At 41.8% G+C, this 16,532-nt stretch carries 15 protein-coding genes; 8 read left to right on the top strand and 7 right to left on the bottom strand.

The genetic code is table 11. The features are described from left to right. Positions 1–141 precede the first annotated feature (141 nt). Complete coding sequence (locus tag H6541_12565) at positions 142–960, top strand: hypothetical protein (protein ID MCB9016622.1); 819 nt, start codon at positions 142–144, stop codon at positions 958–960. 7 nt (positions 961–967) lie between these two features. Next, the gene (locus H6541_12560; GenBank protein ID MCB9016621.1) at positions 968–1,591 is read left to right on the top strand and encodes a rhomboid family intramembrane serine protease; all 624 of its coding nucleotides are present in this window, start codon (positions 968–970) and stop codon (positions 1,589–1,591) included. On the opposite strand, the gene H6541_12555 is transcribed toward H6541_12560, so the two are convergent. Beyond that, positions 1,588–2,151 carry a YqgE/AlgH family protein gene (locus H6541_12555; GenBank protein ID MCB9016620.1) on the bottom strand — a complete coding sequence of 188 codons (564 nt, stop codon included), beginning with the start codon at positions 2,149–2,151 and terminating at the stop codon, positions 1,588–1,590. The two genes, H6541_12560 and H6541_12555, sit on opposite strands and share 4 nt — an antisense overlap. A 211-nt stretch (positions 2,152–2,362) precedes the next feature. On the opposite strand from H6541_12555, the gene H6541_12550 reads away from it, so the two are divergent. Both H6541_12550 and murD read left to right on the top strand, forming a co-directional pair. After that, on the top strand, positions 2,363–3,736 hold the full coding sequence (locus tag H6541_12550; GenBank protein ID MCB9016619.1) for a hypothetical protein: 1,374 nt from the start codon (positions 2,363–2,365) through the stop codon (positions 3,734–3,736). Further along, the gene (gene murD / locus H6541_12545) at positions 3,733–5,115 is read left to right on the top strand and encodes a UDP-N-acetylmuramoyl-L-alanine--D-glutamate ligase (protein ID MCB9016618.1); all 1,383 of its coding nucleotides are present in this window, start codon (positions 3,733–3,735) and stop codon (positions 5,113–5,115) included. The genes H6541_12550 and murD overlap by 4 nt, the downstream gene beginning before the upstream one ends. Positions 5,116–5,334: 219 nt before the next feature. Here murD and H6541_12540 read toward each other — a convergent pair whose 3' ends face one another. After that, entirely contained in the window at positions 5,335–5,586 is a 252-nt protein-coding gene (locus tag H6541_12540) for a 30S ribosomal protein THX (protein MCB9016617.1), read from the bottom strand. Positions 5,587–5,962: 376 nt separating this feature from the next. Here H6541_12540 and H6541_12535 point away from each other — a divergent pair, with 376 nt between their 5' ends. The 3 genes from H6541_12535 (at position 5,963) to H6541_12525 (ending at position 8,155) form a co-directional block, all read left to right on the top strand. After that, on the top strand, positions 5,963–6,643 hold the full coding sequence (locus H6541_12535) for a tetratricopeptide repeat protein (GenBank protein ID MCB9016616.1): 681 nt from the start codon (positions 5,963–5,965) through the stop codon (positions 6,641–6,643). A gap of 100 nt (positions 6,644–6,743) precedes the next feature. Beyond that, the gene (locus H6541_12530) at positions 6,744–7,697 is read left to right on the top strand and encodes a methionyl-tRNA formyltransferase (GenBank protein MCB9016615.1); all 954 of its coding nucleotides are present in this window, start codon (positions 6,744–6,746) and stop codon (positions 7,695–7,697) included. Positions 7,698–7,882: 185 nt separating this feature from the next. Next, a complete protein-coding gene (locus tag H6541_12525) occupies positions 7,883–8,155 on the top strand; it encodes an HU family DNA-binding protein (protein ID MCB9016614.1) in 273 nt (90 codons plus the stop codon). 28 nt (positions 8,156–8,183) lie between these two features. Here the strand turns inward: H6541_12525 and H6541_12520 are convergent, their stop codons facing one another. Together H6541_12520 and H6541_12515 are read right to left on the bottom strand one after the other, a co-directional pair. Next, complete coding sequence (locus H6541_12520) at positions 8,184–8,825, bottom strand: DNA-3-methyladenine glycosylase (GenBank protein ID MCB9016613.1); 642 nt, start codon at positions 8,823–8,825, stop codon at positions 8,184–8,186. A gap of 1 nt (position 8,826) precedes the next feature. Further along, the gene (locus H6541_12515) at positions 8,827–10,740 is read right to left on the bottom strand and encodes a RecQ family ATP-dependent DNA helicase (protein ID MCB9016612.1); all 1,914 of its coding nucleotides are present in this window, start codon (positions 10,738–10,740) and stop codon (positions 8,827–8,829) included. 267 nt (positions 10,741–11,007) lie between these two features. On the opposite strand from H6541_12515, the gene H6541_12510 reads away from it, so the two are divergent. Further along, positions 11,008–11,520, top strand: a complete 513-nt coding sequence (locus H6541_12510) for a shikimate kinase (GenBank protein ID MCB9016611.1) — start codon at positions 11,008–11,010, stop codon at positions 11,518–11,520. A gap of 118 nt (positions 11,521–11,638) precedes the next feature. Here H6541_12510 and rlmD read toward each other — a convergent pair whose 3' ends face one another. From rlmD to H6541_12495, 3 genes are all read right to left on the bottom strand, one after another. Next, a complete protein-coding gene (gene rlmD, locus H6541_12505) occupies positions 11,639–13,051 on the bottom strand; it encodes a 23S rRNA (uracil(1939)-C(5))-methyltransferase RlmD (protein ID MCB9016610.1) in 1,413 nt (470 codons plus the stop codon). Between the two features lie 106 nt (positions 13,052–13,157). Beyond that, a complete protein-coding gene (locus H6541_12500) occupies positions 13,158–14,327 on the bottom strand; it encodes a SusE domain-containing protein (GenBank protein ID MCB9016609.1) in 1,170 nt (389 codons plus the stop codon). A gap of 20 nt (positions 14,328–14,347) precedes the next feature. Beyond that, positions 14,348–16,522 carry a RagB/SusD family nutrient uptake outer membrane protein gene (locus tag H6541_12495; protein ID MCB9016608.1) on the bottom strand — a complete coding sequence of 725 codons (2,175 nt, stop codon included), beginning with the start codon at positions 16,520–16,522 and terminating at the stop codon, positions 14,348–14,350. Positions 16,523–16,532 lie beyond the last annotated feature (10 nt).

The raw sequence follows: 16,532 nt of genomic DNA, 5'->3' as shown, positions 1-16,532 counted from the left end.
GCATAATAGCTGAGTTTATTACAATTTTCGGGAAGATTAAATTTTCACTTTTCAAGAACCAGAATCCTATTAAACTGTTAATTACAACCGTATTCAGGTTTTACTTATTATTGCAAAATAAACTCAATCCATATATTTCTCATGAATAACAAAGCTTTGTACTTCTGGATTGCCACTGTTGTTATTACACTGGCTTCTGTAGTTTACCAGAGGGCAACTGGCCCCACTTACCCAATGAAGGGAAAAGTTACTATTGGCAGCGAAACGGTAAAGTATAAACTATTAAGATCCTATGGCGGGCCCGACAATGCAGAAATCAGCATTGATGACCCTTCGGGAAAACTGAGTGGCAAGTTTAATTTTAAACGTTACAAAAGCAATGACGAGTGGACTGAAACTGATATGCTTCATCAGGGCGGAAAACTGGTAGCCTATATTCCCCATCAGCCTCCCGCCGGCAAGGTTATGTATCAGATTACACTTACTGATGGTTCTGAAGCACAATTGATAACCAAAGAGCCTGTGATCATCAGGTTTAAAGGAGATGTACCAGCCGGCATCCTTATTCCACACATTCTTCTGATGTTTATTGCCATGCTCATGTCGACCAGAACAGGCATAGAAGCCATCGGAAATGGCATAAATACTTACAAATACGCTGTAATAACACTTATTCTTTTAATTGGTGGCGGACTGATTTTCGGCCCTATTGTACAGAAATATGCTTTTGGTGATTACTGGACGGGATGGCCGATGAAAGGTATATTTACTTTTGGAGATTTGACAGATAATAAAACGGCCATTGCTGTTGCCGGATGGGTTGTCGCTGTTTTTATGCTGCGCCGGCATCCATCTTCCAGAATATGGGCCATAGCCGCCGCCGTTATCATGCTGTTGGTATACATGATTCCACATAGTATGCTGGGCTCTGAAATTGACCATACAGCACTGCCCAAATAAAATTGAAATGATTATAACCTATTTGCTGATTGCCCTCACTGCGGTGACTTCATTGCTGGCGTTTAATAACCGGGCTCTTTACGATAAATTGCTTTTCAGCCCATACATGATTTCAACTCAACGGCAGGGCTATCGTTTTTTCTCACATGCACTGGTGCATGCCGACTGGATACATCTGGGGGTCAATATGTTTGTACTGCTTTCGTTCGGCAAGGCAGTTGAATATTATTTCGACGTGCTTTTCGGCCTCAAAGGAACTTATTTTTTTGCGCTGCTCTATATTGGCGGAATAGCCATTTCATCAACCCCTTCATATACCAAATATAAAAATGACTACCTATACAGGGCTGTAGGCGCCTCAGGCGCCGTTTCAGCTGTAGTCTTTGCCAGTATCATCATCAATCCGCTGTCGCCTATCAGGTTTGTATTTATCCCCTTTGACATTCCTGCTTTTATTTTCGGAGCCATGTACCTGGCATATTCAGCGTATATGTCGAAAAAAGGCACTGACAATATCGGACATGATGCCCACTTTTGGGGAGCTGTTTTCGGTCTTTCGTTTACGATTATTCTGAAACCAGCAATTTTTATGGGATTTATCGGACAAATTGCACAGTTTTTCGGCGCTTAATTCATCATAGGGTCTGCAGGATAGTGAACCCACAATGCATATTCTCTTCCTAATTTCCTGAGGGTTTGCTTCCATAAATCGCCAGGATTGCTTTGAATTACCTGGTGGAGATCGGTAAAAGAAACGACCCATGAGTTTTCTTCAAGCTCGCGATCAAGTTGTTTGGAGGCCCAGCCAGCATACCCAACAAAAAAGCGAATCTCATCTTTAGAAATTTTCTTTTCATGTATCAGCTCCTTCACCGTTTCAATATTACCGCCCCAGTATAAACCTTCCAGAATCGGAACGCCCATATCTATAAGGTCAGGACGCGTATGAATAAAGAAGAGACTATCCGTTTTAACAGGCCCCCCAAGAAAAACAGGAGCTTCAAAATCCTCAAATTCAGAAGAGATGTCGCTCAGCCTGACATCAACGGGTTTGTTAATGATAAGCCCGAATGTACCTTCACTGCTATGATCGGCCAGAAGAACCACTGACTTTTTGAAATAAAAGTCCTGCAAAAATGGCACAGAAATCAATATTCTGCCAGCAAGGGGTTCTATTTTTAGTGGTTTCATGGTCATATTTTTACAGTTTAACACTTCAAATAACAACCTTTATATAACACAATGCCCAAATGTCATCTGCATAACAGAAAATCAACATTCAGCCAATATGCCTGTATTCATGCAATCATGAAATAACCAAACAAAACAATGAATCCGATTCTTTACTTTTGCACCTGGTTAATCCATGCTTAATTTACGCAAATTTTATACCATAATGACCATGGAACGAATAAACGCTGAAAAATCATACCACCAATTCAGGGCTCAGTACCCCGTTTTCATTTATGAAAGCTATAAAATAAGCTTATCAGGAAACGATGTTGCGATTGAATTTGATTTTAACATTCCGGGTCTTATCAGGTTTAAGCCAGTGTCGGTTTTTCAGATAGGGAATTTAATCCCAAATTTGGATAAACGGGTCGGTCAGATTTACCCTTTACTTGAAAATATAGCCTTCAATATCGGGATGATTGAACTGATTAGCTATTGGAAACCGACCTGCTCGCCTGCTTTAATTGTAAAATCAGGCCACCTGACAGATGAACAAAAAAACTGGTGGAAAACACTTTATTATAATGGATTAGGCGAATTTTTCTACTTAAATTCCATTGCTCCTGACCACACTTTCATTCAAATTGAAGCTGAAGGCCCCGTCAATCACCAATCAGTAAATATACCCCTGACCGAAAAATTTCTTATCCCTATCGGAGGAGGAAAAGACTCAGCTGTAACATTGGAATTGATAAAAAATGCCGCAAAAGAAATAACACCATTTATCATTAATCCCCGCGGAGCAACCATTCAAACTATTGAAGCGGCAGGAATAAAAATGGAAGAGGTACTGACAATGAAACGCACCATTGACAGTGGATTGCTCAACTTAAATGCCCAAGGATTCCTCAACGGGCACACCCCTTTTTCAGCCATGCTTGCTTTTTACACACTTTTTGCTTCGGCTTTAACCGGAATAAAAAATATTGCGCTTTCGAATGAATCAAGTGCCAATGAGGTTACCGTTCCCGGAACCAACATCAACCATCAATTCTCTAAATCGTGGGAATTTGAAAGTGCGTTCCGCGATTATTACAGTCAATATATTTCGCCAGATTTCAACTACTTTAGCTTTCTCCGACCGCTAAGTGAACTGCAGATTGCCAGCATTTTCTCAAAGCTTCAAAAGTATCATCCTGTTTTTAAAAGCTGCAATGCAGGAAGTAAAAACGATTCATGGTGTGGAAAATGCCCGAAATGTCTATTTACGCATATTATGCTGGGTGCTTTTACAGGGCTGGACGAAGCTGATAAGATTCTGGGGAAACCCCTGCTTGCTGACCTGGAATTGTCCCCTGTTTTTGATGAATTGTGTGGTTTTTCAAAAGTAAAACCATTTGAATGTGTGGGCACTACCGAAGAAGTGAGTCAGGCGCTTGAAATGATAGCCGCAAAAAATACAAACCAAACACACCCCATCCTCATCGATCGTTATTTAAAGATGCGGAAATCGCAGCCTGCCAACCCTGACTTCAAATCCTTAAACCAACAGCATTTTTTAAGTACAGACTTACTGAATCTTCTTTTAAATCATCTGCAATGAAAAGCATTTTAAAATCGGCCACCAACGGGAAAAGAGTGCTCATATTAGGCTACGGACGCGAAGGAAAATCAACACTCAAACTTTTGCGCGCTTCATGTCCGGAAACAGACCTGACAGTTGCCGACCTGAATTCAGAAATCATATTGCAAAACCCTGAGCTTAACATTACTGACATCAAAGTCATTTCAGGCCCCGGATATCTTGAGCATATCCATCATTACGATCTTGTAATAAAATCGCCCGGCATCTCACTTCATCATGCAGGCATACAGTTTGATCCGTCAAAAATCAGTTCTCAAACCGATTTATTTCTACAGGCATATGGCAGTCAAACGGTTGGAATAACCGGCACTAAAGGAAAAAGCACTACATCAAGCCTGCTTTATCATATTTTTAAGGGCTACACCAGCAACTGCCTGCTGGCAGGCAACATTGGCATACCACTATTCGATCTTGTTCCACATATTACGCCTGAAACCCGCATAGTTTGCGAATTATCATCACATCAGCTTGAGTATATCAGCCGGGGGCCCCATGTTGCCATTTTGCTTAACCTTTTTCAGGAACACCTTGACCATTATGCCTCATTCTATCACTATCAACTGGCAAAAATGCAGATTGGCCTGAAACAGGAGAAAAACGACGCCTTTATTTTTCATGCAGCTGACATGAATATTGCAGAATTATTGCAGGCAAACAAGCCCCAAAGCCGGTTATTCCCTTTACACAATACTGAGTTTTCAAAAAACGGAGTTGGCATTTCGGGCAGCCATATCATCCTGCGATACGCTGACAATGAACGCATATTGCTTCCTTCTGAGCCTGAAACCAGATTGCCCGGCCCTCACAATCTGTTGAACATTATGGCGGCTTCAGCTGCTGCAAGCCTGATGAATATTCCTGCACAGTCCATTGCCGAAGGAGTCGCCACTTTCTCTCCCCTGGAACACCGCATTGAATTTGTCGGGGTTTACCGGAATAAATACTACTACAACGATTCCATTTCAACCATTCCTGAAGCAACAATGGCTGCCATAACAACACTCCACAAGGTAAATACGCTTATTCTCGGAGGTTTTGACAGAGGAATTGACTACTCAGCCCTGATACAATTTTTGGCTGACAAAAAAGACATCAGGCTGGTATTTACAGGCCCGGCAGGAATGAGAATGAAAAAAATGCTTGACACGCTCAGCCCAGAAAATGCAACTCATGAAATGGCCGACTCATTCGACCAGGCAGTTAACATCGCTTCACAGTTAACGCCCGAAGGAGGCATCTGTCTCTTATCACCGGCAGCATCAAGTTACGATAGTTTTAAGAACTTCGAAGAGCGGGGTCGCCGGTTTAAAGAACTGGTAAGCAACAAATCATTTTAACCAAATGCATTGAAATTCTCAACCAGCACTTCTGCCCATCGCTGGATTCGGAACATAGCCTGCCAAAATGCCGGCAAACTGAATAAATAAAGCTTGGCCGACAGCAAAGAGCACATCATTTATTGCTTTCAAATCAATATAAAAACATCATCAAAACAATAAAAAAAGCCCTCAGAAAAACATGAGGGCTAAAAAACTATGTAACACTTAACCTATACTTCAACTAACATCATTTATATCTTTCACTTCAGCATTAGCCTCTGCCTTCGGTTTGCGCGGTGACTTTGGTTTAGACTCAGTGGTCTTTGCTTTGGCTTCAACATCCTTTATTTTGGGTTTTTCAGCAGGCTTTTCAGGAACGCCTGCCTGTGCTGTCGACACTCTTGAAACAGCTGTTTTCCGCTGCCTTCTTACGCCATAAGATCCCATAATAATCTTACCGCGTTTGCTTTTTTTGTCTCCTTTTCCCATAACATTTTTTATTAGTACAAATTATGAATCAATGAGTTGTAAAGATATTAAAAAATACGTAAAATCCAATAAGTTAAAACTGCTTTTCGCAAATTGATGGCAAAAAAAACGGTTTTATGTCATGGCCCGAAAATCGCCTTACCCATCAAAAGCACATGATAAAATTCATCGAACAGCATAAAAAACGAGATTGAACAAAAGGAAAATCAGAAAAAAATCAGCCATAAAAAACACGAAGCCTGACAAAACTATTCAACCGATTCGATGCATGATAAAAAAAACATGAAATCAATATTTGATAATCATAAAATGAATTAATTGACCATTTGTGAAATCAAAAAAAAACAGTACTTTTGCGCCACAAATTAAATAAGCAATGGCAAAGAAGACAGACAACACTGAAGAAAAAATCATGGCTGTAGAGGAGGCTCTCAGTAAAACTGAAGTTTTTATCGAAAAAAATCAGAAACTCCTTACCATCATATTGGGTTCAATCGCAATCTTGGTACTTGCCTACTTTGCATTTCAAAGATTTTACCTTATCCCCAAAGAAAAAGAAGCTCAGTCTCAAATGTTTATGGCTGAGAAATACTTTGAGCAAGACTCATTGAAACTTGCATTAAACGGTGATGGAATGTATCCGGGATTCCTCCAGATTATTGATGATTACGGGATGACCAAATCAGCAAAACTGGCACATTATTACAGTGGAATCATTTTACTGAACGAAGGAAAATATCAGGAAGCAATTGACCATCTGGAAAAATTCAGCATTAAGGATGTTTTAGTTGCTCCAATGGCCAAAGGCGCCATAGGTGATGCTTACATGGAATTAGGAAAGACAGCTGATGCTGCCGGATACTACCTGAAGGCTGCAGATTTGTCAAAGAACGATTTCACAAGCCCTGTTTTTCTTCAGAAAGCAGCCTGGGCTTTTGAAGACGCCGGTAAAAAAGAAGATGCACTCAAAGCATATGAACGCATCCGCACCGAATACCCCCGCAGCAACGAAGCACGCGACGTTGAAAAATATGTTACCCGTTTAAAAGGTATTTAAAACCATTGGTTCATATACGGAAACACCCGGCAAACCCGGGTGTTTTTTGTTTGAGTGAAGCAGATTTTGCAAATATTTGGTTCAACAACAAACAAATCAGATGAAAAAAAATATTCGTATTGTATTTATGGGAACTCCTGAATTTGCAGTAGAAACCCTGCAAATGATTACAGCGCATAAATATGATATTGCAGCAGTTGTTACAGTCCCCGACAAACCGGCAGGAAGAGGGCTTAAAGTAAGGGAATCAGCTGTTAAATCCTTTGCCGTTAAGCAGGGAATTCCAGTACTGCAACCTGCCAACCTTAAAGACCCTGAATTTCTTCATCAACTCAGCCGGTTCGGAGCCAATTTATTTATTGTTGTCGCTTTCAGAAAACTACCCGAGGAGGTCTGGGCCATGCCTGCGCTGGGCACTTTTAATCTGCATGCCTCACTCCTGCCCCAATACCGTGGTGCTGCGCCAATTAACCATGCGGTGATGAATGGAGAAGACATCACAGGAGTAACTACTTTTTTTCTCAATTCCGGCATTGATACAGGCAAAATTATCTTAAACAGGGCATTGCCCATTGAGCCTGACGAAACAGCCGGCGAACTTCACGACAGACTCATGAAGACCGGAGCCGAATTAGTTATTGAAACCATTGAATCTATAGCTTCCGGACATTGTCAGCCGCAGGATCAGCCTGTAGTTGACAGCAAAATAAAATCAGCGCCCAGACTATTCAGAGAGCACACCAGAATCACATGGAACAGACCCAGGCTGGATGTTCATAATCAAATTCGCGGGCTTAGTCCCTACCCGGGCGCATGGGCTATACTTAAAACTGAAAAAGCCGAGAATGAGATAAAAATCCTCAGGTCATCGCTTTCAGAAAAACAAGACATAGCAGAACCGGGCCATGTTATCATTTCTGACCATACAAAAATTTCAGTAGCATGTCTTGACGGATACATAGATCTGAAAATCGTTCAGCCTGCCGGAAAAAAAAGTATGAATTCAACAGAATTTATTAATGGCCTAAAATCCACTGAATTAAGGTTTTTGTAAAAAGGCATCAAATCCAACCTGCTAAAATTGGCTTAAACACTACTATTTGAGACCGAAGTTATTAACAAACCACCGGTTTTATTAACTTTTTTCGCAGATTCCTTCTATAACGCTTGATTTTACAAGCAAATAGCTTATATTTGCGTAAGGTTATCCAACATAGTATTAATTTAAATCAGGAAAAAATGAACAAACAGGAATTGATCGTTGCCATTGCAGCAGAATCAGGACTGACTAAAGCCGACTCAAAAAAAGCATTGGACGCATTTGTATCAGCAACATCAAAAAGCCTTAAAAAAGGCGATCGTGTAGCACTGGTAGGATTTGGCTCTTTTTCAGTATCAAAACGTGCTGCCCGCAAAGGAAGAAACCCTCAGACGGGAAAAGAAATCAAGATTGCAGCTAAAAAAGTTGTAAAATTTAAACCCGGAACAGAACTTTCAAAGAATGTGAAGTAAGTCATTAAGGATTTTTATAAACAGGCCGTCATTTTTCAATGCCGGCCTGTTTTTTTATTCTGTCCATCGCCGTTATTCCATTCACGATAAAACGGTAGGGCAACAAGGCATCAGCCCCCGCATAGCCAACTCCAATCCGATGCGATACGAAAATATCGCTCTCCTCAAATTCCATTCCGCAGGTCTCCAGCCATAAAATATCGTTTTCAATCAAATCAACGCCATTCAACGCACAATCAATGCCCAAAAGTCTGGTAACCCTTCCCGGCCCATTTCCTTCCTTCAGGGGCTTTATTATGGCGCGTTTTATTCTTTCCTCCATCACATTTATCCCATCGCATGGAAAAATCCCTCTCACCAGCACTGCATGCGGAATATCTGTATGATTTGTTACGACATTAAACAAGGCATGAATTCCATAACACAAATAGATATAGGCGATTCCTTCCATGCCATACATCACCTCTGTCCGGGGCGTTCGCTTCCCACCGAAAGCATGCGATGCCCTGTCAGTAATACCTGCATAAGCCTCTGTCTCTGTAATGATCCCGGAAGTGAGTTTACCACCAATTTTGCTCACCAGTTTCATGCCAAGCATCCGGCGGGCAATCAACACCACATCTTCTTCTGCAAAAAAAGCGCGGGCAGGTTTTAGCCACAGAGGCTTCATATTATTCAGCCCACCTGAATGTTCCATCTTCGAGGTAATCAATTTTATTATTATCTACCAGCCAGGTAACGGCTTTTATAACTTTATCATCGCTTATCTGGTGGCAAATATCTGTCATCTCTTTCATTGACAAATATCGCAACTCTAAAGCGGGTTTGATCAATGCAACAATACGTTCAAAGTCAGACTCGCTCAGCCCGGCCTTGTTGCGCTGAAGGCAGACATCACAAATACCGCAGCTACCGGCATCGGATTGCCCGAAATAGGAAATAAGAGTAACACTCCGGCATTGATGATCAGCAACAGCATAATCAATGATTGCCTCAAGCCTCTGAATGGCATCCTCTTTGCGATGAAGATAATTTTCAGGCGAAATCCTCAGGTCGGTCGCCCTTATCAGTTCACTGGTGAACGTTAATTGCGGTTTATCGCGCTGAGGCATATACAATATAACCTCACGGGCATTCAGATAGTGCAAAGCCTTGATGATTTCCTCCGTGGTTGTATTAAGCCGACGGCCAAGCTCTGCTTCATGAATGGCAACAGGTTCGGTAAAAACGCCTCCATATGAACGCAAAATCATTTTTATTAAAGGGTCAAATCGTGCATTTTCAACCTGAAACCGGTATAAATCATCCTTTCTGGCTGTGAAAATTATCCGTGACTGCGACTCAGCCGCCTCATTCAATGAAATCATACCCTCTCGTTCAATAAACTTAAGCGCATTAAAAACCGTATAGGGTTTCAGGTTATATTGGTTGCAAAATGCTGAAATTTCAAAATCAAAGGAAACATCCCGGCCTGTGCCCGGAGCAAGTTGATAATAATTACCAAGGGCCTGGTAAACCTGCCTGATTTGATCTGGTTCAGGGAATGCAAGCAATAGATTATGCCTGGCATCGAGAATATCGGCCTTTTCATACAAAAGCACTGCATAGGCCTTTTTTTCATCTCTTCCGGCCCGCCCGGCTTCCTGAAAATATGCTTCAATGCTTTCGGGCAAATCGAGATGCACGACAAAACGCACATCAGGTTTATCAATTCCCATACCAAAAGCATTGGTTGAAACCATAATGCGGCTACTCCCGTTTTTCCAGCTGGTCTGCTTATAATCCCTCTCTTTAGAGGTTAACCCTGCATGATAATAATCAGCACTGATTTTGTTACGTATCAAAAACTCAGCAATTTCGCGGGTTTTACGCCGGTTTCGCACATAAACGATACCTGTTCCGGCAACATTTCTTACAATCCGTAACAAACGCTCATGCTTGTTCTCTTCATTAAAAACCACATATGCCAGGTTCTTCCGTTCGAAACTGCGCTCAAAAACATTAGGCTGCCCGAACCTGAGTTTGTTCTGAATATCAGCGACAACTTTGCGCGTAGCTGTAGCTGTAAGGGCCAGCACCGGTATGCCGGGCAAGTAAGCCCTGATTTCTGCAATTCTCAGGTAAGGAGGCCTGAAATCATATCCCCATTGCGAAATACAATGAGCTTCGTCTACCGCAATCAGGCTCACATTCATTGAGGGTAACATTGAAAGGAACTTTTCAGTAACCAATCTTTCAGGCGAAAGGTAAAGGAAACGGGCTGACCCATGCAATACATGATTAAAAGCCAAATCTGTTTCCCGTGCACTCATTCCTGAAAAAATCGCTTCAGCAGCAATCCCCCGCTTTCGCAGATTCTCAACCTGATCCTTCATCAGAGCAATGAGCGGTGTTACAACCAAAGTCAATCCTTCCAACATTAATCCCGGCACCTGAAAACATATAGACTTGCCACCTCCGGTAGGTAAAAGTGCAAGCGTATCTTTCCCGGCCAATACGGATGAAATAATATCTTCCTGAACAGGCCTGAATGTTGAATAGCCCCAATACTTTGACAATACCTGATGCATTGTTTGTCCTGACATGCTGTAGCCTGAGATGAATCTGAATTTAATAGTTGCTGGAATAAAAGCCGGACTGTATACAAAGTGATTTCATATAGCTGCCGACAACCAAAGATACAGAAAACGTATTATTTTTGAGCAATGGCATTTGATTACGCACATTTATGCCGGTTAGCTCCGGGATATATTTTCTGCATCAATGGCATCTTTCAAAAAAGTGTTCAGCAATCAGGCATACACAAGTTTCTTATTACCTCATCTTCCTATCTTTGTTAAAAATTAAGCAAAATGGGCAAACCGGTTTTTCTGATAGGATATATGGGTAGTGGAAAATCTACCACAGGGAAAAAACTTTCAAAGTTAATGGGGTATCTCTTCATTGATTTGGACGAAGAAATTGAAAAAATGACCGGAAAAGAGATACAAAGAATATTTGCCGAAGATGGTGAAGATGCTTTCCGGCTTCTTGAACATTCTATACTTGTGTCGCTTACCTCCAGAAAAAATATTGTTATCTCAACCGGAGGGGGAACTCCCTGCTATTATGACAACATGGCTTTAATGAATCGTTCAGGAGTTACAGTTTACCTGAAAATGCAACCGGAATCTTTAGCAAAAAGGCTGATGAACGCCAAAAAGCAACGGCCGTTGATTCAAGGTAAACCAGAGCATGAATTACCGGGATTTATCAAAAATCATCTTGAGAAAAGAGAACCATTTTACAGTTCGTCGCACCTGACACAAAAAGGAGAAAGCCTTGATATAAATGATTTGCTCAAACAAGTAAGAGAACATTTGTAAAAAAAAGAACCACTATACCGTGGAACCAAATTCCCGGCTATACTCCGGAGCTATCCCGTTAAACTAAAAAACAAATGCCAGCGTCAGATAACAAGCGCTGGCATTTATTATTTCCAGATTATTTAAGCTCAAGCAAACAAACATTCTCCACATGATGCGTATGTGGGAACATATCAACCGGCTGCACAGCGGTAATTTTATATTTTTCAGCCATCAGGCTGATATCGCGTGCCTGAGTAGCCGGGTTGCAGCTCACGTAAACAATTTTAGCCGGGGCGGCTTCCATGATTCTCAGGACCACCTTTTCGTGCATGCCGGCACGGGGAGGATCAGTAATAATCACATCAGGCCTGCCATTGGCTTCAATAAATTCAGGAGTAAGTACTTTTACCAAATCACCAGCATAAAATGCAGTATTGGTGATGTTATTCATTTCGGAATTTAAGGCAGCTTCTTTAACAGCAGGCTCAACATATTCAATACCAATTACTTTAGAAGCCTTATCAGCTACAAAATTGGCAATAGTACCTGTGCCGGTATACAAATCGTAGACCAGTTCACCTCCCTGAAGATTGGCAAAACTGCGTGCAACCCTGTAGAGTTCAAGAGCCTGGCGTGAATTTGTTTGAAAAAATGACAGGGGCCCAATCCTGAAATGAAGATTTTCCATCTTCTCAGTCATAAAGGCTTCTCCTTTCCACAAAACCGGTTCAAGATCACTGATGGAGTCATTTTGTTTCAGATTAATTACATAATATAAAGAAGTAATCATCAGAAAATTCTCCTCCAGAAAATTCATAACCAGTTTAACTTTATCAGCCTCATCCACACCAAAAACCATAATCACCATCAGGTCTCCTGTATTGGTATTTCGGATAATTACATTTCTGAGATCGCCGGTAAAGGTTCTTACATTAAAGAATGAGAGGCCTTGCTGTTTTGCAAACTTTTTTAATTCCAGCCGAATCCGGTTTGAAGGCTCGGGCTGCAAATAGCATTTCTCAATATCAATCACCCTGTCGAACATTCCGGGGATATGAAACCCCAGTGCGTCCATATCCCGCTCTTCCGGAGCCATATTCATCTCTTCTTCGGTAAGCCATCTGAAGTCAGAAAATGTATATTCCAGTTTATTCCGATAAAACTCTGTAACCGGCGAAGCAAGTATAGGCCTGATTTCAGGATATTCAAGATGTCCGATACGGCTAAAATTATCAGACACTTGCTTTTGCTTGTAAAAGAGCTGTTGCTGATAATCCATACTCTGCCATCTGCATCCTCCGCAAATACCAAAATGACTGCATACCGGTTCAATACGTTTATCAGAAAAATGATGAAATTTAACAGCTCTGCCTTCAAAAAAGCGCCTTTTACGGGCTACAATCCTAATATCGCACACATCTCCCGGCACAACGAAAGGAACAAAAATCACCATATCGTTATGTCTGGCAATGGCTTTACCTTCGGCTCCGGCATCCAGAATTTCAACCTGCTCAAGAATGAGCGGAGCTCCTTTTTCTTTTCTTCCCATTAAAAAATATTTTGAGGCAAAAGTACAACAATCAGCCTTACATGTCGCAATAAACAAAACGGGCTATCCTTTCGGACAGCCCGTTTTTAGACAATATGCAAAAATATTAGTTTACAGGCACTACTGTATATTTCATTTTTGCCAGGTCAACTGTAATTTTATAAGTACCTGCTGAAGCAGGAACAGGAATTGCAGGAGGATCGGGTTCACTTTCGGTTGGTCTGAGTACCAGATTTCCTAAATCAGAAGTTCCGTTTGCATCAGTACCATACTGAGGAGCCCACTGACCCAGTGTTTCGATAAACTTCAGGAAAGTTGCACCACCTGATAGAGTAGTTGTAATTTCGAACAAGCCCGGAGACACTTTAGTCATTGGCAATGCTGCTGCATTATCCCAGCCCGGGATAGTGCCATCACCAAGCAGGTAAAGTGTTTCGGAAGCTTTTGTAATGGTATAGGTTAGGTTTGCTATGTCAGCAAAAATCCTGTAATCGCCTTCAAGTGCAGGTGCAGGAATTGCAGCTGGATCAGGTTCGGCTTCAGTTTCACGGAATACCAGTGGTCCGCTTTCGCTGGTTCCACCATCAGTACCCCATTGCGGAGCCCACTGACCAAGAGTTTGGATAAATTTCAGGTATTTGCCTTCACCACCCAAATTAGCCACAATGGCAAATTGTGTAGTATTGAAAGCATGCAGAGGCAGAGCGTTTGCATTGTCCCAACCTGGCTGAGTAGCATCACCAAGCAAATAAATAGGAGGATAATTTACTTCAGCAGCAAATGGAGTAACAGTAAACTTTACAGTTTCTGAATACACATTATCAGCAGGAGACTCAATGGCCATGTCAGCCATGATACGAAGTACCATAGTATGCGCTTCCCCTGTGGCAAGACCCATAGCAATTAATTTGCCATTCATTTCCCCTACTGTTAGTGAAAAACTGGTAGAAGTTGTTGCTGTTAAAGCAATCGGGCTGCTAAAATTATCGGCTTCCGTATCCAGTTGAATGGTATAAGTAACCTCACCCAATTTATCTTCATTAATCAGGTTCCAGTTTCTGCCTGCAGAAATATTATATTCTGCAGCATCCCAGTTGAATTCAGTAAATACTTCATCTTTTTGGGCTTCAAGAAGAACAAAAGTTGAATTAGTTTCGGGGGAGTGAATCACCGGATTACCTGACTTTACAAGTACCGGTTCATTTCCCTCCTTCTTACAGGAATTGAAGACTACAATTCCGGCAAGGGCTATGATGAAAAACAGTGTTTTTTTCATATTAGATATATTTTAAATTCTTAATAACCAGTATTTTGCTTCAAGTTTGGATTAGCTCCCATATCAGCAGATGGAATCGGATACAAGTTGCGGAATGCTCCGGTTGCAGATCCTTCAGGAGTTCTGCCTTTCCATGGCCACAAATAGTCAGCTGTGGTAAACTTGTTGTACCTGATAAGGTCAGTACGTCTGTGACCTTCCCAATAAAGTTCGCGGGCACGTTCATCCAGGATGAAGTTCAGGTCCATTTGGCTGCTTGTAACATTTCCATATTCATCGCCATAAGCCCTTTTCCTGAGCTGATTGACCAAATCCAGGGCTGTACCTGCATTTCCTCCGCCACCTCTCAGCACTGATTCGGCATACATCAGATAAACATCAGCCAAACGGAACATCGGGTAATCGGTGCAAACAAAATCAGGGTGAGGATGAACGGCTTCTGAGCCATCAGCATTCACATTCTTGAATTTTGTAATGGCATATCCCTCTGTAAACTGACCAATGTCAACAATGTCAAGGGTTTGACCATCGCTCCAAAACATAGCGCGTTTATCATAACTGTTTCTTACAACTGAATAAGTATAATCAGGTGTACCCAGTTTCATTGTTACAATATAAGTTCCGGCTTCAGGAATGGCAATATTATCGCCACCTGCATCGAGGATGCCATCAACTCCGGTATCACCATAATTGATATCCCAACCATCATTGGCGCGGAATTTAATTTCACCTGCAACAAGGTCAAGCATGGCATTCCACATTCCGGTAGCAGGATCGTAAGTCATATTCTGATCACCATCCCAACCATTAGCGGTTGCTGAGCCAATCACACCCCAATCAGTTCTTACAATGGTGTAAGTAAAATCATTGAGGTTAACATTCAGCTTATAGTACCCGGTTTCAGCCACTGTAAGGTTAGCTCCGCCAGCATCAAGTGTACCGTCGGCACCATCATCGCCATAGTTTACATCCCATCCCGGGCCATCGGTAAATTTAAATTCCTTACCTGCTTCAACATAAATGTAACCTTCGTAGTTGCCATCACTGTTAACCGAAGCCAGTTGAGTAGAATTTGCGGGGTCCCATTCAGGTGTCATATAATTACCCGGTACATAAATTACCGGATAATCAGATTTCAGCCTGCGAGGAATAGGAGATGAATAAAGGCCTTTGCTTGTAACATTAGGATAGAACTTCTGAACAAGAGCTTTGGTAGTGCGAATACCGCCCCAGCCTCCGCCAACGCCAAAATCAGCTGCCGGCATGGTTCCGCCAATGGCTGCATGAATCAGGTAAACCATACCACCATATGAACGGGTATAATCTCCATCATAGTTGATAGAAAAGATGATTTCAGGACTTGTGTGGTTATCAGCAACAAAATTATTCTGATAAGCAGGAGCCAGCTGATATCCGGCGTCCATCACCTTTGTACAATAAGTGATACATTCTGAGCTCATATCCTGGCCAATGTACACGATAGCATTCTGGTAAAGTTTAGCCAAAAGCGTCCAGGCAGCAGCCTGATCAGCTCTGCCATATTCAAAGCGGGGAGCACCAAGTTTTCCTTCAATGTCCTTCAATTCTGTTTCAATATAGGTAAACAGATCAGCCCTGTTAATCTGACGGGGATAGAAAGAACCTGGAAGATCTTCCTCAGTAATAAAAGGAGGATTTCCGAAGAGGTCAATTGCATGCCAGTATGAAAGAGCTCTGATAAACCTTGCTTCAGCATTGTAACGCTGAATAGAAGGGTCAGTATTGTCTTTGGTTGCCCTGATATACTCGTTGGAAACAGCAATAGTGAAGAATATTCTGGAATAAAGAGCCTGAATAAAGACGTCATTGGGCGACCATGTCTGCCAGTGGAAGTCTTTAATTGTTGCATCATTCCATGCCATTACAGCTTCATCGGTAGGTAATTCCTGTGCATTCCAGTATTGACGCAGATAATTTGAGAATCCTTCATCAATTCCGGCAATATCAGGGTTACCTGAAGGTCCCTGCTGTCCGCTAACTGCATACGAAGCATAAAGCTTGGCCAGCCCCTGCAAATAAGCCTCGGGACTATCGTAAACGGTAACAGAAGTAGATACATTTTCATCCAGTGGTTCAACATCTAGATCTTTGATACAGGATGTTGTGAAGGCTGCAAGAAACAACGCAGCCAGCGATATTTTGAGGTATTTTTTCATATCAATTCGC

This window comes from Lentimicrobiaceae bacterium (assembly GCA_020636745.1).
Taxonomy (GTDB): domain Bacteria; phylum Bacteroidota; class Bacteroidia; order Bacteroidales; family Lentimicrobiaceae; genus Lentimicrobium.
This window is presented reverse-complemented; position numbering and strand designations above follow the sequence as displayed.

Coding starts and splice junctions, on each gene's coding strand:
- H6541_12565 (MCB9016622.1), top strand. CDS start 142: ATGAATAACAAAGCTTTGTACTTCTGGATTGCCACTGTTGTTATTACA.
- H6541_12560 (MCB9016621.1), top strand. CDS start 968: ATGATTATAACCTATTTGCTGATTGCCCTCACTGCGGTGACTTCATTG.
- H6541_12555 (MCB9016620.1), bottom strand. CDS start 2,151: ATGAAACCACTAAAAATAGAACCCCTTGCTGGCAGAATATTGATTTCT.
- H6541_12550 (MCB9016619.1), top strand. CDS start 2,363: ATGGAACGAATAAACGCTGAAAAATCATACCACCAATTCAGGGCTCAG.
- murD (MCB9016618.1), top strand. CDS start 3,733: ATGAAAAGCATTTTAAAATCGGCCACCAACGGGAAAAGAGTGCTCATA.
- H6541_12540 (MCB9016617.1), bottom strand. CDS start 5,586: ATGGGAAAAGGAGACAAAAAAAGCAAACGCGGTAAGATTATTATGGGA.
- H6541_12535 (MCB9016616.1), top strand. CDS start 5,963: ATGGCAAAGAAGACAGACAACACTGAAGAAAAAATCATGGCTGTAGAG.
- H6541_12530 (MCB9016615.1), top strand. CDS start 6,744: ATGAAAAAAAATATTCGTATTGTATTTATGGGAACTCCTGAATTTGCA.
- H6541_12525 (MCB9016614.1), top strand. CDS start 7,883: ATGAACAAACAGGAATTGATCGTTGCCATTGCAGCAGAATCAGGACTG.
- H6541_12520 (MCB9016613.1), bottom strand. CDS start 8,825: ATGAAGCCTCTGTGGCTAAAACCTGCCCGCGCTTTTTTTGCAGAAGAA.
- H6541_12515 (MCB9016612.1), bottom strand. CDS start 10,740: ATGTCAGGACAAACAATGCATCAGGTATTGTCAAAGTATTGGGGCTAT.
- H6541_12510 (MCB9016611.1), top strand. CDS start 11,008: ATGGGCAAACCGGTTTTTCTGATAGGATATATGGGTAGTGGAAAATCT.
- rlmD (MCB9016610.1), bottom strand. CDS start 13,051: ATGGGAAGAAAAGAAAAAGGAGCTCCGCTCATTCTTGAGCAGGTTGAA.
- H6541_12500 (MCB9016609.1), bottom strand. CDS start 14,327: ATGAAAAAAACACTGTTTTTCATCATAGCCCTTGCCGGAATTGTAGTC.
- H6541_12495 (MCB9016608.1), bottom strand. CDS start 16,522: ATGAAAAAATACCTCAAAATATCGCTGGCTGCGTTGTTTCTTGCAGCC.